Consider the following 25,898-nt stretch of genomic DNA (forward strand, 5'->3'; position numbering starts at 1 on the left):
TTTCTTCCTACTCAAAGAAAAGGGGCTCTAGAAAGCCCCACCAATTTTGAAAGACAACATCGATAACTACTCATCCGATTTCAAGACAATAAACCGGACAACTTCTCCTTGAGAAACCATAAGGAGAATACTTTCTCCTTTAGCATTTTTTAAAACCTGGTTTAACTCTTCAACTGAAGCTACCCGCTGTCTATTCACAGCAAGAATCAATTGGCCTGGAGCAACCCCTGCAGAAGCAGCAGGTGAGCCAGCCTCTACAGATACGACAAGTATACCTCGAGTATCCAAAGCCAACCCTAGCTTCTTGCACATTTCTGGAGTAATATTCTGAACCCGAACTCCCATCTTTTGAAGTGCAGACATACCATCTTCTGCAGGAATTTGCGAGACGGTCACAGGTATTTCGATTGTTTTCCCTTCACGAACAACTTTTAAAACAACACGAGTCCCAGGCATCATCAAGGAAATTGCATTACGTAAAGCACTCAAAGACTCTACTTCTTTCCCATTATACGCAACGATCACATCCTCTTGACGTAACCCTGCTTTTTCAGCTGGAGAGCCTTTAACAACATCCGTAACTAGAGCTCCATATACTTTTTCCAATTTGTAACAAGCTGCTAACTCAGAATCGATGGGCTGTAAGGTAACTCCCAAAAATCCTCTTGTTACTTGTCCGTCGCTAATCAACTGATCAATGACTCGTTTAGCCATCAAACTAGGGATAGCAAATCCTATACCAATATATCCTCCACTACCACTAACAATAGCCGTATTAACTCCAATGACCTGGCCGTTGATATTCAAGAGCGGCCCTCCTGAGTTTCCAGGATTAATTGCTGCATCTGTCTGAATGAAATCCTCAAAATCTACGATATGTAGCTGATTTCTTCCTTTGGCACTAATGACTCCAACTGTTACCGTCGCTTGTAATCCAAAAGGATTTCCAATCGCTATGGCCCAGTCACCTATCTGTAATTGATCAGAATTTCCAAAAGTCAAAAAAGGCAGCTTTTCTGCTTGGATTTTGATAACAGCAAGATCTGTTTTGGGATCGAGTCCTACTATTTTTGCTGTATATTTTTGTCCATCGTGTAAAGTAACGTGAATCTTCCCTGCATCCTCTACTACATGGTGGTTAGTCACGACATAGCCATCTGAAGACACAATGAAACCGGTCCCTCTCACCGCATCACGCTGTTGAGGACGGGGTTGCTCTCTATGCGAAGGCAATCCAAAGAACCGATTAAAAAACTCATCATTGAAATAATCGAAAGGGTTTTCTTGAAACCCCCGTTTATTCCCTGTTGGGGTAAGAGCTTGCCCTCCCGTTTTAGGGAAATTCTCTATATAAACGACTCCTGGAGTTGCTTGAGCAGCGACTCTAGAAAATCCTCGAGAAACTTCTTTTAATAAATCCTCCTGAGAGATCGCCTGATCACTCTGGGATGCTATAAGACAAACATCTTTTGGAGAATCTTTCTTTGACGCACTATAGCCCAGCATTGGCGAAGAGAAAACTGATGTCGACAGTAATACACACAATAATCTTTTCATCATCTTTTCCTTGATAAGCGATCCGGGCGTATAGGCCCCTTTTCCTATTTTTATGCATCATGAAGAGCAAGTATGCAGCATACAAAATCTCTCGATGCAAATCAAGGGCACTACTCCACTGATCTTATTCTCATCAAAGAAACTAATCTATTTTCATAATTGACGCGACAATTTCCCCAATAAGTGCAGGCGATTCCACAACGATCACACCAGCTTGTCTCAAAGCTTGCTGTTTACTAAAAGCATCTCCACGATTTCCAGAAATAATAGCCCCTGCATGTCCCATTCGTTTCCCTTTTGGAGCGGTAGCTCCTGCGATAAAAGCAATAACGGGTTTACTACAATGATTCCGTATCCAATCAGCAGCTTCCTCTTCAGCCTCTCCCCCAATCTCTCCAATCATGAGAATAGCTTTTATCTGACTGTCTTTTTCAAATTCTTGTAAAACATCAACAAACGAAGTCCCGTTTAAAGGATCTCCCCCAATTCCAATGCAGACACTTTGTCCAATCTTTCTCTGGGTTAACTGCCAAACGGCTTCATATGTTAATGTCCCTGACCTGGATACTACCCCTACATTTCCAGGAAGATGAATATATCCAGGCATAATACCTATCTTACAAACCCCCGGCTTAATCACCCCAGGACAATTTGGCCCAACTAAACGACAGGAACTTTTCTCCATGAAAGAAGCGACTTCCAGCATATCTTTTACAGGGATGCCCTCTGTAATACACACTATCAGTTCAATTCCTGCATCTTCAGCCTCAAAAATAGCCTCTGCAGCAAATGGTGGAGGAACAAAAATCATCGAAGCTCGACACCCCGTTGCCTGTTTTGCCTCTAAAACAGAATCGAAGATGGGTAAATCCAAAAATTGAGAGCCTCCTTTTCCAGGAGTGACTCCTCCAACGAAGTTAGATCCATAAGCAATACATTGTGTAGTATGAAAAGACCCGGCCTTTCCTGTAATACCCTGTGTAATAATCGGAAGATCTGCACTCAATAATTCTAACACTGTTCCTCTCCCTGCTCATGACTTAATCTCACAGCAAGTTCCGCCCCCTCTCCCATAGATGCAACAAACTCGCAAGGAATCCCAGCACTAAGAATCCTCTCTTTTCCTTTATCCACGTTGGTTCCCTCCAATCGGATTACTGTAGGAACAACCTCTTTCTCTCCCTGCATAGCTGAAACCAATCCGGAAGCAACAACATCACAATCCATGATACCTCCAAAAATGTGAATAAACAGCACCCGAACATTTTTGTCTGATAAGACCAAGGAGATCGCTTCTTGAATTTGCTTTTCCGAAGCACTTCCTCCCACATCCAAGAAATTAGCTGCAGAACCCCCATACAACTTAAGAATATCTAAAGTACTCATAGCTAAACCTGCTCCATTCACCAAGCACCCGATCGTGCCATCTAGAGCAATATAGGAAAGTCCTAACTGCTTAGCCAAAACGTCACGCCTATTTTCTTGAGAGGGGTCATAGCAATCGGCCAACTGAGGATGGCGATACAAGGCATTGTCATCTATAGTCATTTTAGCATCTAAAACAACAAGGGTGCCATCTTTAGTGAGCACTAATGGATTGATTTCTAATAAAGAAGCGTCATTTTCGTAAAAACATTGTACTAACTGACGGACGATTCGATTCCCTTGATCAGCGATGAATTGATCCCAATTCATAAACTTAGCAATACGACGTAGCTGGTATGCGTATATCTTACCGGAAGAAGGCAGCGCTAGTTTGAGCAGTTGATCTGGGTGTTTTTCTGCAACCTCTTCAATATTGATACCTCCAGCTTTAGAAAGCATAATCACGGGACAGTGATGCTTTCTATCGATCACGATAGCAAGATAATACTCCAAAGCAATCTCTATCAAAGGGGAGAGTAGAACTTTATTAACTGGGAGAGAAAGACCTGCCGTTTGATTACTAGAAAATTGCATATGCAGCAGCTGATCAACTGCTGCCAGCAAATCTTCTGGAGAATGCGCAACAACAACACCACCATTTTTTCCTCTTCCTTCAGCATGCACCTGAGCCTTAACAACCCCAGATTTCCAGTGCTCAGCTCGAATTGCCGCTTCAGCTTCAGGTACAGAAGCTGCCACACGATAAGGAGGGATAGGCAATTGGTATGAAGTTAAAAGGTCCTTAGCTTGATACTCATGAAGATGCATAAATAACCCTTTCATTTTTCTTTCTTATCTTTTATTATCTTTTTTACTTCAATCAACTTTGCCTGTTCTGTGTTTAAGTTTTTCGGAGACAAACTTCGCTCTATTTTCAAAAGATCTCTTTCTCCAGATTTGTTGGAATATGCTGAGGCTCTTTTATACGAAGGAGATTTTGGTCCTAAATTGACGGAGTTGTTCTGTAAAGAGCTGCGTCGACGTAAAAATCCTGATGAACATACAATTAAAGAGCTTATTCGCACTTTTTTATCAGAGATTATAGCCAGCCTGCCTCAGCAAGAGACTCCTTCTGTCCATCCTTACTGCACTCTTATCCTAGGAACAAATGGTTCTGGGAAAACAACCACCGTAGCAAAGCTTGCTCACTACTATCTTTCTCAAAACCAAACGGTTTTGATCGTCGCAACAGATACTTTCCGTTCTGCTGGAATGGATCAGATGCGTTGTTGGGCAGATACCCTAAACTGTGGTTTTATCTCCGGGAAGCCGGGAGGCGATGCTGCAGCTATAGCTTTTGATGGGATTTCTGCTGCAGTTGCTAGAAACTACGATCACGTAATTATAGACACTTCAGGAAGACTTCACACACATACAAATCTTCTCAAAGAACTCCAAAAAATTACTACCGTCTGCAATAAAGCTTTTGCTGGCGCTCCTCATGAGACTTTGATGACAATCGATGCAACTTTAGGAAGCAATACATTGAACCAAGTGAAATTATTCCACGAAGCAGTACCGATTAATGGGTTGATTTTCACAAAAATAGAAGGGTCTGCTAAAGGGGGTTCTCTCTTTCGTATTGCCGATGAGCTCAAGATTCCCACACGGTTCGTGGGATATGGGGAGACTATTCATGATTTCGCTCCCTTTTCTATAGACCATTTCCTGGATAAATTGCTTGATGCTTAAATCATCAAACCCTCTTTCCTACTAAGAAAGGAGGGGCCTAAGAACTTTCTTAAACCTCTCCTTTCTTTTCTAAAAAAATCTTTGTCTCTTATCGTCTTTTATCTGAAGAAGCAAAAATTTGCAGCAAGTACCAAAATATCATAATGACATTACAATACATCTGCAGGGCCATAATCAAAGAGAGCTTATAACTTAGATCCCCGTGATCCCCTACACTACGAGCCACACGACGAATAGACTGCGCATCGACTACCGTTAAGCCAACAAAGATAATCAAACCTAGATAGCAAATCAATAGGTACAATAGTGGCATTGGAGTGAACAGCGAAACAATCAAAAACCCTAAGGATATAACCATAAGGCCAACAAGAGCTAACATCAAAATTCTATGAATTTGTGTTAAATCGTTTTTTGTAAAAGCGCCGTACGCTGCCGACAATCCGAAGATCACAGCAGCGGACCCAAATGCAGCCCAAACAATCCCTCCTCCAAACTGAGCAGCATATACAGGAACCATTGTTCCAAAAAACATACCTTCTAAAACAGAGTAAGCTAAGAATAACCCCATTACAGCAGGAACAGAAAGTCTCTGAATCTGAGCTTGAATATAAAAGGACACACCTAGCGTTGCGAAACACCAAACCCACCATAAAGAGAATAGGGTTCTGTAAGCTCCTGTTGCATATAATCCTAAAGATGTCAATGCAGTCACGGCCAGCCCTGCAGTCATCCACCCATACACTCTGGAAGAGAAGGTCCCCGGCAAGCGAGAATCCTGCGCATAATCGCGATCATACAATCCCATGGAGATCTCCTATTTAAAAAGTTTTTACATTACCTCTTTCTAAAACGTATAATACAGGGTTACAAGATTTAACACAGTATATCCTGTTAGAATCAGCAGAACGGTTTTTCCTCCGGGTAGTATCCTCTTTCCAGAGCAATGCCGTTTCCCATACCGACCATTCCATAACATAATAACTGGGAACAACACAACTATACAAGCTCCCCCAACTCCCCCAGCATAGCGTAAACATGACAGAACAATTTCGGGATAAACAACAGCCCATATTAAAGGAAATACAAAAACTAAGAAAAATATGTGCATCCGCTGTTTTTGAGCATCCCATTTAAAAATATCTATATAAAAATCTTTTAAGGCTAAAGAAGTCCCGATAAAAGAAGTAACTAAAGCAAAAAAGCCGAATAATTCTCCCGCAATATAAAAAGCCGAATTTTTTAAAGACCCCTGAAGAGCTCCCGCTGCAGTCCATCCTAATTGCTTAGCTCTGAGCAGATCAGCCAAGGGGACCGTACCTAAAACTAATGCCTCCCAAATAATGTATAGAATCAAAGGAATCAAACTTCCTATTAAAATTACCCGTTTGACCTCACGAACATTTCCATCGAGGTAATGATATAAAGAAGGGACGACGTTTTGAAAACCAAAAGCTAAAAAAAAGATCGGCAAACTATTGAGAGCGGAAAACCACGATGTTCTCAATAACAGCTCTCCTTGTATACGAGGGGCTCCCAATACACAGAAAAGTCCGAAGACAAAAATAAGCCCAAAAACAAACCCCCGATTACAGTAATCGATCACAGAGGTTTTAGTCATAAGCAAAGGCGCAAAAATAACAAAGAATAAAACCGGCATAACGTGCCGCATCCATGAAGTTTCAATAAACTTCTCCCCTATGATCCGAGAAAGGATGTTTCCTCCGTCACAAAAATAAGCAACAAGTAGTGAATAAAATAAGAATAAGTAGACTAAGCATAAAACTATACGCCCCACCCTTCCTAAAGTTTCCTCTGCCATAGAGTATAAGTTAGTCAACTTATTGCCTTTGCACCAAGTCAATACCTCCAAATAACCATAACCGGAGGCTAACGAGACTAACCAACCTAACACATACAATAGAGCGGCTGGGAAAAAGCCATCCATAGCAGTTAAAACAGGAACAGCCAATACACCAGCACCTATTACTGTACCTGCGACAATTAAAATCCCTCCTATACACTTATTCCGCATGTCCATACACTCCCTCCCCTTTCCTATTCATTTCATTAGGGGAATTACAAATGACAATCTGATCTATCCTATATGAGGAAGTTGAGACTATTAAATGTCTCATTGTTACAAGCTAACCTACTTACTAAAAAGCAGTAGACTCGTATTGTGCGATACGAGTCTACATAGCAAGCAAAAGGAATTAATATCCCAAAAACTTCTGTGCAATCAGGACTAAATTGATAAGTACAAGTCCCGACATAATAAGAAGAGAACCTTTTCCTCCAGGAAGAATTCTCTTACTACAGCAACGTTTCTTCCCATAACGCCCTTTCCATACCATAAGCACAGGAAAGATTCCCAAAACAATAGTCTCTCCCAAAGCTCCGGTACACTCCAAACTTTTTAAAACAATACCTGGGTAGAAAATAGCTAGTACTAAAGGAAACACAAAAACTAAGAAAAAGACTTCTATTCTACGCTTCTTCTCATTCCACTGAAAAGCGTCTATAAAAAAATCCTTTAGACCTAGAGACACCCCGATAAACGAAGAAATCAAAGCAAAAAAACCAAAAAACTCTCCGGCAACGTAAAAGGCTGAACACTTTAAAGCTGATTGCAAAGCTCCAATTGCAGTCCATCCTTCTGTCTTAGCTTGTTCTAAGAAAGAAACTGGAACTGCTCCTAACACAATAGCTTCCCAAATCACATATAAAGCAAGAGGGATGGAGCTCCCAATAACAATGGCCTTCTTTACCTGCTCTACATTCTTATCCATGTAATGGTACAATGTAGGAATGACGTTTTGGAATCCAAATGCTAAAAAAAGAATTGGAAATCCTTTTAGGGTAGCTTCCCAAGAAGACCTCACTAACAACTCTGTTTTTATTAAAGGGAAACCAAAATAGCAAAACATAGCAAAAGCGATCCCTAATCCAAAAACAAAAACCCTATTACACTGATCAACAACAGAAGTCTTTGCCATTAAAAGGGGAGAAAACAAAACAAAAAACACTACCGGCATAGCGTGTCTAATCCAAGGCGTGTCCCAACTGCGACATCCTATAACACGCATGAGAATGTTCCCTCCATCACAAAAGTAGGCGACTAGAAGAGAGTAAAAAAGCAGCAAATACACCAACCACATAATTACTTTGCCTTTATGACCCAAAGTGTATTCGGCCATAGAGACCATATTCACATTCTTCTTTGCATGTAGCCAAGTCAGCACTTCTAAAAAGCAATACCCAGAAGCGATGGCTATTAACCAAGAAACAGTGTACAGTAATGCTGTTGGTAGGAATCCACCTTCCGAAGTAGCAATAGGGACAGCTAATACTCCGGCGCCAATGGTCGTTCCTGCGACAATCAAAGCTCCGCCTAACGTTTTGTTATTCATGAGAATATATACCTTTTCTGAAAGAGACGCGCGCACCCACGACCTCTTACGTCCCCACTAACATACAGATGCTTATGCTATTCATCAAGAAGGAAAAAAACTGGTCTCACTCTACAGTCACAGATTTCGCTAAATTCCTAGGCCTATCTACCTCTGTTCCTTTCTGCAAAGCCATCGTGTAGGCCATAATCTGCCCTGCTACGGCAAATAGAATAGGTGCAGCAAGATCATGGCTGTCGGGGATGTAGATTTGCTCGTCAGAAACTGCCGCAATATCTGAGTTAGATTCCGGAGCAAGAGCGATAACGTAAGCCTTTCGAGCCTTTACTTCCATAATAGCCCCGATAGTTTTAGTATATATGAGGCGATCCCCACAGTATACGATAACAGGAGTCCCCTCTCTAATCAGAGCAATTGGCCCATGTTTCATCTCTCCAGCAGGATAAGCATTAGCTTCTACATAAGCAATTTCTTTTAATTTTAGCGCCGCTTCCATGCAAATAGGATACATAAAGCGTCGTCCTAAAAAAATAAAACTGGTCTCCTCAATTTGCTGACAACGCCAATTATGTATAGAACTATTCATTAAAAAAAGTTTTGTCAGACGAGGAAGATCACACAATCCCTGTATTGCTTGAGCAAGACCTTCTTGAGAGATCATCTGCCGTTCACTTGCCAGTCTCAGTCCTAGTAAAATCAGCATTAATAGTTGTGCTGTAAAAGCTTTAGTTGAAGCTACTCCAATCTCCAACCCAGCCTCAATGAATAAGCAATGATCTACTCGAGACGCAAGCGCAGACTCCCGAATATTGCATATCCCCAAGATCCGCACTTCACTGAATTTACGAAACTCATTCAAAGCTGCCAAAGTATCTGCAGTTTCTCCAGACTGGCTAATTAAAATAGCTAGCGAATGGGGTGCTATATGAGGTTGCCGATAACGAAACTCCGATGCGGTCTCAACATACACAGGAATCGCAGCTATCGACTCAATCACATATTTTGCTAAACAGCCCGCATGATAAGACGATCCACAAGCCACAATATGCAAACTTTCGATTCCCTCGAAAGAAAAATTTTTTAAAAAAGAATCTGCTAACTTGTCTTTTTCGCATGTAAGCTGCAAAATACGCTCAAAAACCTCTGGCTGTTCATAAATTTCTTTGAGCATGTAATAGTCAAAACCTTTTTTATCCAAAGAATCTTCTGTCTGGTGTATATACCGTACTTCTTTTTGGATACGAGCTAACTCGAAATTATACGTTTCTACAAGCTTTCCTGTACGCAAAACAGCTAATTCTCCAGAAGCTAAAGTTTGCGTGCGACAGGAGTGTTTTAAGAAGGCATGTACGTCGGAAGAAACAAAGATCTCTTCCTCTCCTAACCCCAAGATAAGAGGGCTCTCATGAGCGGCGCACAATAAAACATCTGGATAATCTCGATGTACTAAAGCACAGGCAAAGCTTCCTTTTAGTTGTTTCAGAGTTCGCGAAAAGCTTTCAATGAAATCTCCTGTCTCTTTGTAATTATTCGAGAAAAGCTGGACTATAACCTCTGTATCAGTATCCGATGAGAACACCACCCCTTTGTTGCTGAGATCATTTTTAAGCTCTTGGAAATTTTCTATGATTCCATTATGCACGAGCGCACAACTTTCATACATGTCCACATGAGGATGAGCATTGCATCGAGAAGGCTCCCCATGCGTAGCCCAACGAGTATGGCCTATAGCTGCTTGAGCAAAAATATCAGAAGAAACGATGGAACATAATTGACTTACAGGGCCTACAGATTTCTCAACAACTAGTTGACCTTCAATAATCGCTGCCATCCCAGCAGAGTCATAACCACGATACTCTAATTTAGATAACCCTTCTAAAACTAAAGGTACAGCGTTCTTCTTCCCTAAATATCCAAATATCCCACACATACTGCTTTCCTACTATTCAGAAACTTCTGCTCCGATTTCGGCTTCCACAACATCAACAATCGTTTTTGCAAGAGAGTCTACTTGATGTTTTTTAGTTCCTTCAACCATAACTCTACAAATATTTTCCGTACCGGAATATCTTAATAAGATGCGTCCAGCATCTCCCAAGATCCCTTTTACCTCTTGGAGGACTTCTTGTACGTTAGATAAAGATTCCAGCGGCACTTTTCTAGTCACGGGAACATTGATTAGGGCTTGCGGACTTTTTACGATATAAGCAGTAAGGTCTGACAATGTTGATTCACTTTCAATCATAATGCGCAATACCTGAAGAGCAGAAACTATCCCATCTCCCGTTGTATTGTAATCTAGAAAAATCATGTGCCCACTTTGCTCTCCTCCAAGTACAGCCTGACTTTCCAGCATATGCTGCAGCACATGTCGATCCCCTACAGGAGAGATCGTAACTTGTATTCCTAAGCTTTCTAAATAGCGCAACACTCCAAAATTTGTCATTACAGTTGCCACAACACGGTTTTCAGGTAATGCCTGTCGCTTTTTTAAATCATTTGCGCAGATACTCAGGAGCATATCACCATCCACAATATGCCCTTTCTCATCAACCATGATTAAACGATCTCCATCTCCATCTAAAGCGATTCCTACATCAGCTTTGTGCTCAATAACAGCCTTCTGAATAGTAGAAGGCCATAAAGCTCCGCACCCTTCATTAATATTACATCCAGAAGGCTCGCATCCGTAGCAAATGACCTCTGCATCCAACTCTTCAAACACAGAAGGAGCTACTCGATACGCTGCTCCGTGAGCACAATCTAAAACTATACGTAAGCCTTTTAGCGTTCTCCCTTTAGGGAAGGTAGCTTTTGCATATTCAATATATCTCCCCATAGCATCTTTAACACGTTTATTTTTACCAACTTCGTGATCGTCAGGGAGTTTACCGAAATCTCTGGAAGCTATCATAGCTTCTATACGTTCTTCTACAGCCTGCCCAATTTTGAATCCGTCTGAAGAAAAAATCTTAATCCCATTATCTCGATAAGGATTATGCGAAGCTGAGATCATAATTCCGGCATCTGCACGATAAGCTCGGGTAATAAAAGCAACCCCAGGAGTAGGAATCGGGCCTAACATCAAGGTTTCTATGCCCATAGAAGTAAGCCCTGCTATGAGAGCATTCTCAAACATATACCCCGAAAGACGCGTATCTTTACCAACAACTACACGATGCTTTCCTGCATGTTTTTCTAACAAAACGCCTGCAACAGCTTTCCCAAGAAGAACAGAAGTCTCTACTGTCATGGGCTCAAAATTCGCTCTCCCCCTAACACCATCAGTGCCAAATAACCGTCTCGCATCATGTGTCATTGCTCTATCCTTAAGCATATCTTTTGCTTAAAACTACTTTATCCTTGATTTTCAGAGATAACTATTACATTTTTATTGTAATCTTTGCATTGGCATTCCCATACCCCTTCTTCTATTTTATCGATATCTTTGATAATCAATTATTTACATTTTTATATTAAACAAAATACATCCAAACATTCACTTTTTAAGATAGAAATAAGAAAATAATTATCGAAAACTAAATGATTTATTTTTTTTGTTTTTATGACCCCCTATTTAATAGAAGCCTTAGTTGCCTGCTGCATTCTGCTTTCCCTTGGGATGGTCATGATTTTTGCTCTTACAATTGGTCTACTGCTTAAAATCAATAAAATCCTGAAGTTCGTCCACCGAGTTTCCACTTTATTTAACTTCGAAATCCGATTGTTAGCCCCTTTGTTACTCAGCAAAAAATTCATTCTAAAATGGTTAAAAAAGAAATACAACAATCGGAAAATTTCCCAATTAGCAGAAGAGTTAACCAGCGAAGAAGAAAATTCTGAGCCCTCTAGCAGTGACCGACTCATTCGTGGAGCAAAATTTGCTGCCATAGCTTTATGCACGTGGCTCTTGATAAGAAGAAAAGACTAACTTTGTTTTGGGAGAAAAAGGATGTTCAAAAACCAAAAACCTAAAAAAAATAAATGCTGCTTGTGGTTAAGGGGCGTCCTATTCGGTGGAGTCCTCGCTACATTACTCACTAGCCTCTTCGTCCCTAAGAATGGGAGCCAGCTTAGAAAAAAGATCTTTCGCATCAAAACATCCGGCACGAAAAGGGGCCGCGCTCTACTCAAAAATTCTAAACATCATACACGTGAATTTGCAGAACAAACAAAGATCTTAGCTAAGAATATTTCCAAAGAGATCCAAGATTTTACTCAATCAATCATTGATGAAAGTCGCCGTGATTGACTCTATAACGTTAAAAAGAAGGCCTGATAACCAATTCAATTGAGACCAGACCTTCCTTTTAACATTATGCAAATACGGAGACATGATGCTTTTACAAAAACTAGCTCCCTTTGAGAATTAGAAAACTTACTCTACAGACTCTCCAGCTCCTACATCACTTACAACGCCATCCGACTCTGAACTATCCGACGATGGAGCTGCTATTTTTGCAACGAGAGTTCTCACTTTATCTTCGAGCTCTCTTTTTTCAGTTAAAAGAAGTTTCTTATCAGCAAGAAGAGCGTTTTGTCTTTTTCTTAAATCTGTAATCTCTCTGGAATTTTCTTCTACAACCTTCTCGTATCCACGAATATCTTCGTCATAGACCGCTGAAGCTTCTTTCCATTGTTCCAAAATAGACGATGTTTTTTCTTTCTCCTCCGCTATCTGCTTCTTATAATCTTCTCGTTGTTTTTCTAGACGATCTTGAAACGACAGTTGCAATCGAGCCACTACTTTCTTATAAAAACAGTCCGCTAAAATCAAACAACCCAAGCCTACAGCAATGACTACAGCTGAGATAATAGCTACCACCACTCCTGCACCTGCAGCCAAAGAACTTCCCGCTAAAGCGAAACTAAGAATGCCCAAAACACCAGCTAAAATACAAATTATGCCAGTAACTGAAGATACCTTCGAAAGAAAATTATTATTGATATTCTTACTATCACGTCCCTCAAGTCCTTTTTCAACCTCAACAATAGGATTCTGAATCCCTGCCTCTGAAGTACAACTACTCGTGTGAACCATAAATCTCCTGTACCTTTTATTGGTATTTTTCAACAAAAAAGGAGGGATTCTACCCTTTGCCCAACTTATTGACTAGTAAATATTCGTGATCGCTAATATGTTTCTCTTTTTTGCTCAAAAAAAAAGCCTAATCTCCGAAATGAAGATTAGGGACTCAGTTTTTCTCTCTATTAACTAAAAAATCAAGCGCACACCAGCATTAGCCTCGCATCCTAACTTGCTATCTACAGAAGCACATCCTCCATAAAATCCTGAGACTCCTAGAACTGTGCTAAAGTATGAACTCCATTCGGTATTATTTTCTAAAACAACTCGCAATTCTTGCCTTGGGAGATCTATAGGAATTCCTTTCCAGTCAAAATTAGCATCTAGAAGTTGTACAAAGCCTCCTTCGATTTTTCTATAAGCTTCCCAAGCATAACCTATCCCAAGAGAATTAACTTCCGAAAACTGCCCTTTAGTGAAGGCCAATTCGAATTTCACTCCTAAAGGAATAGTAACGTTAGTCAGAGAAGTTTTCTCAAAAAAGCGCTCTTCCCTTCCCTGTTCTACGAAGCTAGGGAATTTCATGGAAGCATAGCACACTTCTACATAAGGATTAACATGCAAAGCATAAAAAGTAGGTCGTGCTGGGGCCACTAAATTGCAATACTCAACTAAAGCATCCGCCAGAATTCCTTGAGATTTCCATGAACCTTTTGATTCTCCCAATATTCCATAATGTGTTTTCATATCATTATGTGTCTCTGCAAGACTATACTGTCCTTTGAAAAACCAAGATCCAGCTAAAAACCCTGTGTATATAGAACCGACAAATCCTTGCCGGGAAATCTCTGCATTAAACTTTTGGCTATCCATTTTCCCTAGGAAAGAAGATATGCTAACACCTAATACAAAATCCTCCATCAACTGAGTATCGATTCCAGCAGAGGCTCCTGCATACGTCCCTTTATATCCATCAACAGCAGCAAGATTCTCTGCTGAGATATTTCTAAAACTACCGAAAGCAAATCCCCAAGCATTAGTAGAATAGTCAAATTCCATTCGTTGAGTAGTTAGGTTATGCGCAAATCGTGCATTTTTCAAAGTAAACAATACAGCTTCTTCTTCCCACAAAGTATTGAATACCAATGCTCCAAATTTTTGAGGATCTAGTTTATATCCAGTGGGATGCCAATTAATAACTAGAGTACCATTTTGAATTTTAGCTTCAGACCAATCCCCCATATGTCCATAGGTATCTTCCGAAATCTTTGGTGTGGCAACTTGGACACGTAAATCAGAGATAGACAAGTTACTCAACTCTTCTGAAACCTTGCTAGACTCCATGAAGGACATAAGAGGCACTTGCGCCTCACTCTTCAATAAACCATGATTTTCGTAGCCTGTGCCTGTAGTATTGACAAGCTCCAAGCTCAATTCTCCTGAATGAACATAGCTGCCTTTAGGAACAATAACCTGGGGAGCCTCTAAGGGGATTTCCCGATGAGAAGAGAAAGAGGCTAGATCAATAGAAATTGTATGAATATCCACTATAGGAGCTACTGTCGAAGAATTTTTCCCAATCCACAAATGATGAGCTTCTTCTGTATTTAGGGAATTATCCTCTTGTAAACTCTCTCCTACAAAATTTCCAGAATCTAAAATCTTAAACTTAGACCCTGCTGTCAGCACTAATTTAGCTCCTGGATCTTGTCTGACGCCGTAACTACACAAAGTCGCTCCATTCAACAGTTCGAGGCTTCCCTGCTGCACATGAATATATTGGGGAATCGTATTCTCTACTTCTAGAAACCGGACTGCTCCAGTGTATCTATCATTCTCTCGACTATTAATCACTAGCGGACTCCCCGATTTTCTTTCTTCAAGATGCTCAAAGATTAACGCATCATGGAAAACTACAGCATGTCCTTCAATAGCATTGAAAGCCTTAATTTGAGATTCTTTACCTGCAAAATAAATGGCATCTGATCCCCTGGACCCAAAAGAAGAATTTCCTTTGAAAACAATATCTCCACCAAAAGCTTCTAAAAGCACTTCCCCATGCTCTTCTATTCGAATAGCTCCCCCGAAATAAGCCGCATTGTTATAGAATAAAACATTCCCTGCATTATTTGATATCGTCAAATTTTGCGTACAAATAGCTCCTCCACCCGTACTGAGTAAACCTTCTTCATACTTTGCTACATTCCTTGAAAAAATAACGTCTCCTTCATTTCTAGATATCAAAACTTCTGGAACACTCCCATCCACCTCATTCTTCTTTTGAAAAGAGCCAGTAAAAATAGCTCCTCCATAGATATCAGAAACGTTGTTCTCAAATACAACAGGCTTTTCGTTACCTACTATGTAAACCCGTTCAGCAAAAATAGCTCCTCCTGCGCACTCGTTTCTTTTTGCAAGTTTTTCATTAGAAGACAAAGACTCTACCGGAGAATTCTCTTCCTCTGTACGGAATGTTTGATTAGCTGCCGTGATGAAACTCTGCTCTATATTCTCTAAAAGAGAAGGATCGTCCGTATCCTCCTTCACTTCATTCTCTACAGACATTTCAGAATTATCATCAAAGAAAGGACGCGTCACTATATTATCCCGAAACGCAACCCTACCTTTGTTCTTAGCAATTACCACATCTCCTTTGGAGCAAGAAATGGCCCCTCCAAATATCAACCCTCGGTTATCTTTGAATAGTACCTCGCCATTACCTACTAGCTCACAATTTCCATCGGAAACTTGAATAGCTCCTCCATAAAAACTAGAAATATTTCGAGAAAACTCGAGCTTCTCATTATCTGATAGACAAACTTTTTTCGACAAAAGAGCCCCTCCTAGGACCCCATTTCCTACAGCATAGTTGCTTCCAAATCGAACTGAAAAATTCCCAACAATGGAAATACTTTCTATCCCATAAATAGCTCCCCCTCCACAAGATACCAAAGTTTCAGCCTCTCGCTCACCACACTGCAAGCGATTTTGCTCAAACACAACAGAAGCATTTTTGATAATAGCTATCTCTTCACCAAAAAGAGCTCCTCCTCCAGAATAGCCTGCAATAGCTTGAGTTAATTCTTTTGCATTTGATAGAAAAGCTTCTTCAGATCCTTGTGTAGGAACGGCCTGCGGAGCTCGAGCATTTCCTAAAAAAGAAATTTCTTCATGATTATTCGTAATCGAAATGTCCCTTTTTGCTAAAATTGCTCCACCCCCTAATCTTTCTCCATTTGAAGCAAAAGTCTTCACAATATTATCTTTGAAAATAAGAGCTCCTGCATTCTTAGAAATGGAAACATTCTCAGCGAATAAGGCTCCTCCTCCCTGGTAATCTATCTGCCCTGAATCTGAAGTCATACATAATGTCCGAAGAAAAGAGATCTCTCCTGAGTTATTGGAGATATCAATCGTGCCTAAATTCCGGGGACCATTTTCAGAAGAGAAATCTCCACAAGCAATGATCCCTCCAAAACTAGCCTTACTCCCTTCAAAGGAGATCCCGGCTTTATTGTTTTGAATAACCACAGCTTCTTGAGCTGAAATAACTCCTCCTCCTAGAGATGCCGTATTATCTCTAAATACCACAGGCCCTCTACTTTCAAAAATTTTACAAATTTTCCCAAAAATAGCTCCACCCTGAGAAGCTGATTGATTTTTTTCAAAGCTCATACTACGAGAATCTTTTAAAACTACCTCTCCTAAAGAAGCAAGAGCCCCTCCTCCTAAAGAACCCTTATCTTTTGTTCCATTCGCGCAATTACCCTTAAACAAAAGTTCTGCACAGTTTTGAAAAGAAATATCAGAAATTGCAGAGATGGCGCCGCCTGACAAAGCTCGATTATCCACAAAGGAGGTTTTCTTATCATTAGCGACAAAAAGAACCTGCCCAGAAGCAGCAATAGCCCCCCCATTAGCTAAATGAGCACTATTTCCTTCAAAATACACGGGACCATCACAATTAGTGATCACAACATCTCCTGAAGGCACATATAAATTTTGCCCTCCAGAAAGAGATTTTGTAGCTACAAAAGCCCCTCCCCCAGATCCAAGATAATCAAAAGCACTGATTCCTTCGGCATTTACCTCCGTAGCACACTGTTTTACAGTCAAACCCTGACAGCCGTTAATTAAAATACTTTGAGCAGAACAAGCCCCTCCTTTTTCAAAAGAAGAACAAGAAGAAAACTCAACTCCCCCTTGGATCTTTTCAAAAATAAGGTCATGTGAAGAATATAGAGCAGCTCCGGACAAAGAAGCTTGTATGTCCGTCAAAGTAATTCCTGCTTTACTACCATTTCCAACAAAAGCTATCCCAAAAAATGATTCGCTATCACGAATCATCTCAGAATGATTTCCAACAAAACTACAAACAAGCCCTTGAGAAAGAGTTTGATCCTTTTGATTCACACCTTGAATAACTAAAGGAGTCGTGACAGAAAACAAAGTACTTTGCTCTATCTTCTCTGGAAGAGTTTCTACTTTTTTCTCCTGAAAAGAACCGGGAGTACCGGTAATTAGCTTATACTGTCCTTCTTTTTGATCGTCATCTTTAGAACCAACTAATACATCCTTAATTTGATCTAACAATACAACTGCTTCAGGAGACGAATAAGATGGAAAACATATAAGCTGTTCTCTAGCACTAAGCTCCACACTATTCGCTAGACTACTAATAGAAGCGAGAATAGTCGCTACTACAGATAAAGAAAATTTAGAACAGGAACCCTTCATATCTTTCTCGGAACTCATTTTAAACCTGCTAAATAGCGCTTTTCAACAAACTTGCGTACCGAATAAAAATCGGTCCAACACTCGTTCTAACCCTGAATTTTGAAATAAAATACGAAACGATCTACAGACCAGCTCCAGGGATGGTATCAGAGCCTTAAACTGGGGACTGTACAATGCTGATGGCTTTTTGAGAAAGATTTTTTATATAGAATAGATCCTTAGAAAACGGAAAAGATGGCTAAGATTATCTAAACTTTTCCGCTATATGCTCGCACACGTTAGCTCGAGCCAGATCAACTGCTCCAGAAATTCCATTGAACAAAGAGGTTTCACGAGCTTTACCATGACATTTAATCACAAGTCGAGACAGACCACTAACAATAGAGCCTGGATAAATTGTGTAATCAAACTGCGTTTTGATAGCTTTTTCTAGGTGGTCCCCTAGAATGTGACGCAAAAAGTCGAATAAACCTTCTGCTGTCTTTAAGAAGACATTTCCTGTGAACCCATCCGTAACGACAACGTCCACTTTACCGCCAAAAATATCTCCACTTTCTACATTGCCTAGAAAAGCATCTCCAAAAACATTTCGAAGCATACGAAAAGTTTGTTTGTGGGAATCTGTTCCCTTACGCTCTTCAGAACCAATATTTAGCAACCCTAAAGTGAACAATCGGTCAGTAGCAGAAAAAGACTGTCGATACGCAAGCCCTATACGAGCGAAACCCAGCATCTCTTCAGGGTTGACAGATACCGTAGCACCAACGTCCAAGATAACAGCGAATCCTGACAAAGTGGGAATAGAAACTAATAAAGCTGGTCTGGGAACAGCCGGAATCATGGGGATCTTAGAGCGAGCCAGGGTAACTAAAGCAGCCGTATTTCCTAAAGAGATAAACCCATCAAGCTCTCCCCGCCGCAAAGCATCTAGTCCCAAGGCCATGGAAGACCGCTTCTTACGTACTGCGGCCAATAAAGAATCCTCCATGGACACGAAATCTTCCGAAACTACGATCTGCACGGAACGGATAGACGAAGAACTTATCAACTGTTGCCGCACACCAGATGTAGCAAAAACAGTGAACTTCACAAACTGTTCTCCTCCTGAAGAAAGAAGAACTTTTTCTACTGCCCGCCAAACAACAAGAGGGTCATGATCTCCCCCCATCATATCTATGCCTAGATGCACTTGCATAAAAAATTTTACGCAACCCGACTATTTCTCAACGGTGATGACAGCCTTACCTTTGTAAAAACCACAAGAAGCACAGACTGTATGAGGAATAAAGGCTTGCTTACAATTACTGCACACTGCAGCAGAACACGCTTTCTTTGCGTGGTGACTTCTTCGAATATTCTTTCTAGCATTGCTATGACGATTACGTGGTACTGCCATTCCTACACTTCTCCTATAAACTACGGATAACTCACCCCATTGACAGAAAAATGAAGCTACCCGGGATTTAAAAGAGCAAGAACCTATGGAACGGCTCCCTAAATCACATAAAACTTATACCGGGAAACCCGCCCTCTGTTCTTCTCCCAACAAACGTAAGAGTATATTAGAGAAAAAGGTTTTTAGGGAAGCCGAAGGTTTCTTTTTCTACCGCTTAGTCATAAACCTTCTTGTTTCAAGAAATTTTTATAAATTCTCTTTCCGGACATCCCTCTTCACGACATTCCTGAAATCGATCCCCCTCTAACAACAACTCATCTCGAATCAAATCACAACAATCAAACACCCCAGATTTTTCATCAGAACAGTGAATTAACTGTTGAATTACAAGTCCCTGAACTGGATATTCCACAAGAGCATTGCAAATTTTACAATGAAGAGAAAGCTTTGTGGAAATCTCTAAAGATAAAAACCACTGCTCACCATCAACTCTTTCTAAAGATCCACAAATCTCAACAGGGAAATGTATCCCTTCCTCTTTGGAATCACAAAACAGACGGGGGGACAGTGAAGCTTGAACCTCCTCTCTATCTCCGGGAAATTTCAGGCGATGAAGATAAAATTTTGCATTGTCGTCTTTTTTCAATCAGCCTCCTGATCTTCTAAGTTTAACCCCAAATAAAAAATCTTATGTTACTAAGGAAGCTTTTACGAAATAAAGCGTTTTTCTCATCTAATACTAGAACACCCAAATAGCTTGCAAAAGAGTAGCCACCAATGAGATTTTAAAAAAAGTGTTTGCAGCATAAGGAGTAGCCTTCTTATCCTGTGACTGGGCGACGAACACAAGAAATACAGATTGCCAGTGAAAGAATCGACAGTTGTTACTATAGAAATCACAATAAAAGAAACAAATCAATTTCTAAATTAAACTATTCAACGACAGGCATTTTTGTAGAATTTTTTACCTAATCAATTTATAATCCGCCTTCTACTTAATGATTATTTAAAGTAACTCCCCATCCTCAAAATCAGGTGAGGGCCCCTGCTGGAGCGCAGAGCATTTAGGAACGCTATGGAAAACGATATCTTGCTAAATATAGAGTCTAAAGAGATTCGTTACGCGCATTTAAAAAATGGCCAACTGTTCGATCTGATCATTGAAAGAAAAAAGATTCGTCAGCTGAAAGGGAATATATACAGAGGTCGCGTAACTAATATTCTACGAAACATTCAATCCGCCTTCATTAACATCGATGAACGAGAAAACGGTTTCATTCATATTTCGGATGTATTGGAAAATTCCAAAAAATTTGAACAAATGTTCGATATAGATTCCGACTCCGATTCTGATCATTCTGAGTCTCAACTAGAAGAAACTGCAGAAGCTCCCATTGAAGAACTTCTTAAACTAGATAGTCCTGTACTTGTCCAAGTTGTGAAGGAACCTATAGGAACCAAAGGGGCTCGATTGACCTCTAATATTTCTATCCCAGGCCGTTACTTGGTCCTTTTACCAAATTCTCCTCATCGTGGAGTTTCTCGCAAGATTGAAGATCCTTTAATGCGGGATCAACTCAAACAATTAATCCGCTCGTTTGAGATGCCACAAAATATGGGCCTTATCTGCAGAACGGCTAGCGTCTCTGCTTCAACCGAAATGCTAATCAATGAGGCTCAAGATTTGCTGAATACGTGGCAAAATATCTTAGAAAAATTTTATTCCCCAGATCACCCTTCTCTTCTTTACGAAGAGACAGACATTTTGAAGAAAGCTGTCATGACTTGCGTAGATAAAAGCTACAAACGTTTGCTAATTGACGATTATGTAACTTATCAAAAATGCAAGCGCTTATTAAGTAAATATTCTCCAGATACAGCAGTTAAGATTGAGTACTATCGCGATTCAGTTCCTATGTTCGAGCGCTTCAATATCGAAAAGGAAATCGATCGTGCAACAAAGCGAAAGATTTGGCTCTCTAGCGGAGGCTATCTCTTCTTCGATAAAACGGAAGCTATGCACACCATTGATGTAAATTCAGGTCGCAGCACCCAGCTAGAAAGTGGAGTCGAAGAAACACTTGTACAAATCAATTTGGAAGCTGCAGAAGAAATTGCTAGACAGCTGCGTTTACGAAATATAGGTGGCCTTGTCATCATAGATTTTATTGATATGAAGTCACGCAAGAATCAACGCCGCGTTTTAGAAAGATTAAAAGAGCAAATGAAATATGATGCTGCGCGCTGTACGATTTTAAGTATGAGCGAATTCGGTTTAGTAGAGATGACTCGTCAAAGAAATCGCGAGTCCTTAATGCAAACCTTATTCACCACTTGTCCGTATTGCAATGGAAATGCCATCATCAAAACTTCTGAGAGTGTTCTTGTAGAAATTGAACGAGATCTAAAGAAAATTATCAAACATAAGGAACATACCCACTTGTGTTTAGTAGTCCATCCTGAGATTGCTCAATATATGAAGCAGGAACAAGATGATGTTGAACTCGTCCGGTTGGCTAAACAATTAAAGGCGAAATTGCAAATCAGTACGTCGGATTCTATCCATCTTAACCATTATCAATTTTTCTCATTAGTTACAGGAGAAGGAATTGAATTATAGGTAGGTATGATGATGCATTTTTCAAACTATTTATATCAGGATTCTGAAGATTCGTTTTTGCCCGAACCCCTGTACCAAAAGTTTCAAATTTGCCATCAGACCTATGTTGAGGCAGCAGCAAAAAAATGTTCTATAGAAAAAGCAGAAGCTCTTTGCTCTCAATGGCTTAAGGTCATTATCGATGACCTTAAAAACCCTATTATATTCCCCCCTTATCACAAAAAAATTCGTTCTCCTGTAGATCTTTACCAATTCGGGATCGACTTTTTCTCTGTGCTCATTGATGAAGAAAAATCACAAATTCTACACCCTGAACGACTGGATCAGATTCAAGAATTGATTCGCTCTGGACATAATGTGGTCCTTTTAGCAAACCATCAAACAGAATCTGATCCTCAATTGATGTATTGCTTACTCGGAGCCTCGCATCCCCAACTTATGGAAAATATGATCTTTGTCGCAGGAGATCGGGTCACCTCAGACCCTCTGGCACGACCTTTTAGCATGGGATGCGACCTTTTATGTATTTACTCAAAAAGACATATCAATCACCCCCCGGAACTGAGAGAAGAAAAACTCAATCATAACCAGAAAAGTATGCGAACATTGAAGATGCTACTGAGTGAAGGAGGAAAATTTGTCTATGTAGCACCTGCAGGAGGACGAGACCGCAAAAATGCTCAAGGGGAGTTATATCCTGCAGAATTTCATCCAGATAGCGTAGAGATGTTTCGTCTTCTTGCAAAAAGCTCTGGGAAACCAACCCATTTCTTCCCTTTCGCAATGAAAACCTACGATATTCTACCTCCTCCACCGACTATTGAAGAAGCCATTGGAGAGCTTCGAGTCGTCTCTTCTGCCCCTATTGCTTTTAACTTCGGAGAAGAACTCTTTCTTGATGAACTATGTAATGCTGAAGCAACTGATACACATGACAAGCACTCCCTAAGGGCCTTAAGAGCTTCTCACGTTTTTTCTATTGTCACCGAGCTCTACAAGGAAATTCTATCTTGACGACCCCCTATCCTTTTGATAAAAGCTCCCGATCCCACTCGATCATAAGATTGTGCGTAAAATAGCTATCTTCCTGTAATTAGAAATGCCAAAAAAATCGTGAAAGTATGAAACGTTCTCTCCCTCTTCTCCTGTGTGTTACTCTCCTGCTAACTTCTTGTCCAAAATCTTTCCAGACTATTCGAAATGAAAACCCTTTGACTATTTTAACGCCTGCGCTAGCCGATCAAAAAGTAGCAAAAATCTTATGTCCGAACGGACTTTCACTTATGATTGTTTCTTCTCCTCATGCTTCAGAATCGGGCGCAGCTTTAGTTGTTAAAACAGGAAGTAATGCAGATCCTGCTGAATTTCCTGGCTTAGCTCATTTTACGGAACACAGCGTGTTCCTTGGGAATGAGAAATATCCTCAACGCTCAGGATTTCCTACCTTCCTAAGTACTCATGGAGGAATCTACAATGCTTTTACCTATCCTGACAAAACTTGCTTCCTATTTTCTATAAACAATAATGACTTAGATGCTGCTCTAGATCAATTTGTACATCTTTTTATTCGTCCCCTTTTTCGACAAGAAGACTTAGGCAGAGAGGTTCATGCTGTTGAGCAAGAATTCGCCATGCATCCTACAAAAGATTCCCGTCGTATGCATCGCGTTCAACAACTCATAGCGCCACAAAATCACCCATTGAAACGCTTCAGTTGCGGAAATCTCGCTACCCTCAATTCCGTCACTTCTCAGGATATGCACACTTGGTTTGCCACTCATTATTCTCCAGAAAATATGGCAGCGATTATCTACACTACAGCTCCATTGGATACAGCTGTGCCCTACATTGCAGCTATTTTCTCAGAAATCCCTAAATCGCCACAATACACTCCACAGACCCCTTTCCCAAAAACTGAAGACACTTCTTCCCTTAATAAACTTTTCATTAACAAGGCTGTAGAACCTTCTCCACAACTAGCTGTCTATTGGCATTTCTACGATGCACCCCAATCCTTGCAGGGATGGGCACAATCGCTGATCTCTATTTTATCTAGTGAAAAAGAAAATAGCCTTATTGCTCTGCTCAAAAAAGAACAACTGATTACCCAGTTAGAAGCAGAGTTTTATCACACTTCTCACAACACACAAGATTTTGAAATCATATACAGGCTCACAACTAAGGGAGAACGCGAATATGAGAAAGTTCTTCAACTGACCTTTGCCTTTCTTGATTATGTTCGCAAAGAACGGCTTCCTTCCTATATTTTACCTGAATTACATAAGATTAATTCTTTAGAATATACCTACAGCACACAAACAGAATTATTCTCGACACTGTCGCAAATGATACCAAATTTTGCGTCTGAGCCTCTGGCAACTTATCCCTATCGTTCTATTGTTTATCCGGAATATTCTCATAAAGATGAGCAATCTTTTGCTACTATCTTGGCAGATCCACAACAAGCTCGTTACATCTTATCTGCAACTTTACCAAGCTCTTGGGAAGATGCCAATGAATTTTATGACCCTATCTTTGATGATACTTTCTATGAAAAGCCTTTAGATTTCGCTCCAATAAAAGATCTTTCTTCCTTAGATTTTGCTTTTCCTCAGCCTAATAAATTTATCCCTCAAAATGTTCAGTTATTATCTCAAAAAAAACACCATGAGGGTTTTGCCTTTTCTCCGCAACTTACGTATAATCAAAACGCTATCACCTTATACACCTGTGAAGATTCGTTCTATACAATCCCTAAAATAGCTATGGAGCTACGCATATGCTCTCCTCAAATCCAACGAGCAGATGTCCGTTCTGTAGTCCTGCGAGATTTATATAGTCTACTAGCCGACGAAACATTAACAAAACGCCACGATGAGGCCTTAAGAGCTGGTATGGCCTTTTCAGTAACTCCTGGAGCTACTGGAGTGGATTTGTCCCTTTTCGGATACACGGAGACTTCTCCTGTTCTTATCGATGCCTTGCTGTCTTCTTTACGAGATCTTCCCTTAGAAGAAAGTCTTTTCCTGTACTATAAAGACCAATTATCTGAACAATATCAAAAAAATCTTCTTGTCTGTCCTATACGAGCTGGTCTCAATAAACTTTCTTCGCAGCTTTTGGTAAATTCTTTTTCTCTTGAAGAAAAACGTGATGCTTTAAAAACCATTTCTTACAAAGAATTTTCTGATTTTGCTCATGATTTACTCAAAAAACTATCCTTAGAAGGTTTAACGCTAGGAACGCTCTCTTCACAAGATCTTTCAAATCTACTAGCGTCCTTGTCTCATTTTTCAGAAGCTTCCTCACCCTATACTCCCCCCGTTTATTATCCTCAGAGAAAACCTCTTTCCTCCACAACATTCTCTTTCCACTATCCCCTTTCTGGAAATGGGATGCTCCTGCTCGAACAAAACGAACATCCCCATCAGTATGAAGATTCTGTAGCGACTAGCATGTTATTATCTTGGATCCATAATCTGTATTTTAATGATTTACGGACAAAGCAACAATTAGGGTATATGGTAGGTGCTAAATACCAAGAATTCGCAGACAGTCCCTGTGGTCTATTCTACATTCGTTCAAATAAACACTCCCCTGAAGAACTAATCCATAAGACGCAGCTCTTTTTACAACAGGTTGCAGCTGATTTGGAATCTTCGGGCCTTTCAGAAGAAATTTTTGAACAACTTCGAGAAAGTTATATTCAATCTATTTTACTTCCTAGCGCAACTCCTTCTGCAATGGCAAAAAAATTATTCTCCATAGCCTTTGAAACAAAAAATCATGACTTCTCCCGCCCTGATAAAAAAATTGCTGCAGCTCGTTCCATTAATTATGACTACTTTAAACAGTATTGCGCAAAATTCTTATCTCAGCAGCTTGGGCCAGAAATCGATCTTCTTATTTATGGAGCCACTTCATCAGAAAAAGAATAGAGTTATTTTTTCTCCTTAATTTTCTCAGATGAGAGAACTCTCATCTGAGAAAAACCTCTTGCTTCTTTATATTCATCCGAAATAGTGATAAAGACTA

At 40.2% G+C, this 25,898-nt stretch carries 19 protein-coding genes; 6 read left to right on the forward strand and 13 right to left on the reverse strand.

Going from position 1 to position 25,898, the window contains the following annotated elements; translation table 11 throughout:
* Positions 1-66: 66 nt before the first annotated feature.
* From htrA to sucC, 3 genes are all read right to left on the reverse strand, one after another.
* Positions 67-1,560: a serine protease HtrA gene (gene htrA / locus IJ490_RS01805; RefSeq protein WP_291892787.1), complete on the reverse strand. Its 1,494-nt coding sequence runs from the start codon at positions 1,558-1,560 to the stop codon at positions 67-69.
* A 139-nt stretch (positions 1,561-1,699) separates the two neighbouring features.
* Positions 1,700-2,575: a succinate--CoA ligase subunit alpha gene (gene sucD / locus IJ490_RS01810; protein WP_291892790.1), complete on the reverse strand. Its 876-nt coding sequence runs from the start codon at positions 2,573-2,575 to the stop codon at positions 1,700-1,702.
* Positions 2,569-3,750 carry an ADP-forming succinate--CoA ligase subunit beta gene (gene sucC / locus IJ490_RS01815; protein ID WP_291893096.1) on the reverse strand — a complete coding sequence of 394 codons (1,182 nt, stop codon included), beginning with the start codon at positions 3,748-3,750 and terminating at the stop codon, positions 2,569-2,571. Before sucC ends, sucD begins: the two co-directional genes overlap by 7 nt.
* Before the next feature lie 69 nt (positions 3,751-3,819).
* On the opposite strand from sucC, the gene ftsY reads away from it, so the two are divergent.
* Positions 3,820-4,674, forward strand: coding sequence for a signal recognition particle-docking protein FtsY (gene ftsY / locus IJ490_RS01820; protein WP_291892795.1), 855 nt, complete (start codon positions 3,820-3,822; stop codon positions 4,672-4,674).
* An 88-nt stretch (positions 4,675-4,762) separates the two neighbouring features.
* Here the strand turns inward: ftsY and IJ490_RS01825 are convergent, their stop codons facing one another.
* The 5 genes from IJ490_RS01825 to glmM form a co-directional block, all read right to left on the reverse strand.
* Positions 4,763-5,479: a Bax inhibitor-1/YccA family protein gene (locus tag IJ490_RS01825; protein ID WP_291892798.1), complete on the reverse strand. Its 717-nt coding sequence runs from the start codon at positions 5,477-5,479 to the stop codon at positions 4,763-4,765.
* A gap of 39 nt (positions 5,480-5,518) precedes the next feature.
* The gene (locus IJ490_RS01830; RefSeq protein ID WP_291892801.1) at positions 5,519-6,712 is read right to left on the reverse strand and encodes an aromatic amino acid transport family protein; all 1,194 of its coding nucleotides are present in this window, start codon (positions 6,710-6,712) and stop codon (positions 5,519-5,521) included.
* Between the two features lie 175 nt (positions 6,713-6,887).
* A complete protein-coding gene (locus tag IJ490_RS01835; RefSeq protein WP_291893099.1) occupies positions 6,888-8,084 on the reverse strand; it encodes an aromatic amino acid transport family protein in 1,197 nt (398 codons plus the stop codon).
* A 106-nt stretch (positions 8,085-8,190) separates the two neighbouring features.
* On the reverse strand, positions 8,191-10,014 hold the full coding sequence (gene glmS, locus IJ490_RS01840) for a glutamine--fructose-6-phosphate transaminase (isomerizing) (protein WP_291892805.1): 1,824 nt from the start codon (positions 10,012-10,014) through the stop codon (positions 8,191-8,193).
* A 12-nt stretch (positions 10,015-10,026) separates the two neighbouring features.
* Positions 10,027-11,403 carry a phosphoglucosamine mutase gene (gene glmM / locus IJ490_RS01845; protein ID WP_291893101.1) on the reverse strand — a complete coding sequence of 459 codons (1,377 nt, stop codon included), beginning with the start codon at positions 11,401-11,403 and terminating at the stop codon, positions 10,027-10,029.
* 246 nt (positions 11,404-11,649) lie between these two features.
* Here glmM and IJ490_RS01850 point away from each other — a divergent pair, with 246 nt between their 5' ends.
* The gene (locus IJ490_RS01850) at positions 11,650-12,015 is read left to right on the forward strand and encodes a hypothetical protein (protein ID WP_291892808.1); all 366 of its coding nucleotides are present in this window, start codon (positions 11,650-11,652) and stop codon (positions 12,013-12,015) included.
* A 21-nt stretch (positions 12,016-12,036) separates the two neighbouring features.
* Positions 12,037-12,336, forward strand: coding sequence for a YtxH domain-containing protein (locus tag IJ490_RS01855; protein WP_291892811.1), 300 nt, complete (start codon positions 12,037-12,039; stop codon positions 12,334-12,336).
* 126 nt (positions 12,337-12,462) lie between these two features.
* Here IJ490_RS01855 and IJ490_RS01860 read toward each other — a convergent pair whose 3' ends face one another.
* The 5 genes from IJ490_RS01860 to IJ490_RS01880 all read right to left on the reverse strand — a co-directional run bounded on the left by IJ490_RS01860 (position 12,463) and on the right by IJ490_RS01880 (position 19,889).
* The gene (locus tag IJ490_RS01860; protein ID WP_291892814.1) at positions 12,463-13,125 is read right to left on the reverse strand and encodes a hypothetical protein; all 663 of its coding nucleotides are present in this window, start codon (positions 13,123-13,125) and stop codon (positions 12,463-12,465) included.
* Positions 13,126-13,299: 174 nt separating this feature from the next.
* A complete protein-coding gene (locus tag IJ490_RS01865; RefSeq protein WP_291892818.1) occupies positions 13,300-17,865 on the reverse strand; it encodes a polymorphic outer membrane protein middle domain-containing protein in 4,566 nt (1,521 codons plus the stop codon).
* Positions 17,866-18,091: 226 nt separating this feature from the next.
* Positions 18,092-19,042 carry a phosphate acyltransferase PlsX gene (plsX, locus tag IJ490_RS01870; protein ID WP_291892820.1) on the reverse strand — a complete coding sequence of 317 codons (951 nt, stop codon included), beginning with the start codon at positions 19,040-19,042 and terminating at the stop codon, positions 18,092-18,094.
* Positions 19,043-19,063: 21 nt separating this feature from the next.
* On the reverse strand, positions 19,064-19,243 hold the full coding sequence (rpmF, locus tag IJ490_RS01875) for a 50S ribosomal protein L32 (RefSeq protein ID WP_009872193.1): 180 nt from the start codon (positions 19,241-19,243) through the stop codon (positions 19,064-19,066).
* A gap of 235 nt (positions 19,244-19,478) precedes the next feature.
* Complete coding sequence (locus tag IJ490_RS01880; RefSeq protein WP_291892866.1) at positions 19,479-19,889, reverse strand: hypothetical protein; 411 nt, start codon at positions 19,887-19,889, stop codon at positions 19,479-19,481.
* Between the two features lie 429 nt (positions 19,890-20,318).
* Between IJ490_RS01880 and IJ490_RS01885 the strand changes: the two genes are divergently transcribed.
* The 3 genes from IJ490_RS01885 (at position 20,319) to IJ490_RS01895 (ending at position 25,801) form a co-directional block, all read left to right on the forward strand.
* On the forward strand, positions 20,319-21,863 hold the full coding sequence (locus IJ490_RS01885; RefSeq protein WP_291892868.1) for an Rne/Rng family ribonuclease: 1,545 nt from the start codon (positions 20,319-20,321) through the stop codon (positions 21,861-21,863).
* 12 nt (positions 21,864-21,875) lie between these two features.
* On the forward strand, positions 21,876-22,877 hold the full coding sequence (locus IJ490_RS01890) for a 1-acyl-sn-glycerol-3-phosphate acyltransferase (protein WP_291893105.1): 1,002 nt from the start codon (positions 21,876-21,878) through the stop codon (positions 22,875-22,877).
* Between the two features lie 107 nt (positions 22,878-22,984).
* Positions 22,985-25,801 carry an insulinase family protein gene (locus IJ490_RS01895; RefSeq protein WP_291892871.1) on the forward strand — a complete coding sequence of 939 codons (2,817 nt, stop codon included), beginning with the start codon at positions 22,985-22,987 and terminating at the stop codon, positions 25,799-25,801.
* Positions 25,802-25,898 lie beyond the last annotated feature (97 nt).

Source organism: Chlamydia sp. (assembly GCF_017472245.1).
In the GTDB taxonomy this organism is placed as follows: Bacteria; Chlamydiota; Chlamydiia; order Chlamydiales; family Chlamydiaceae; genus Chlamydia.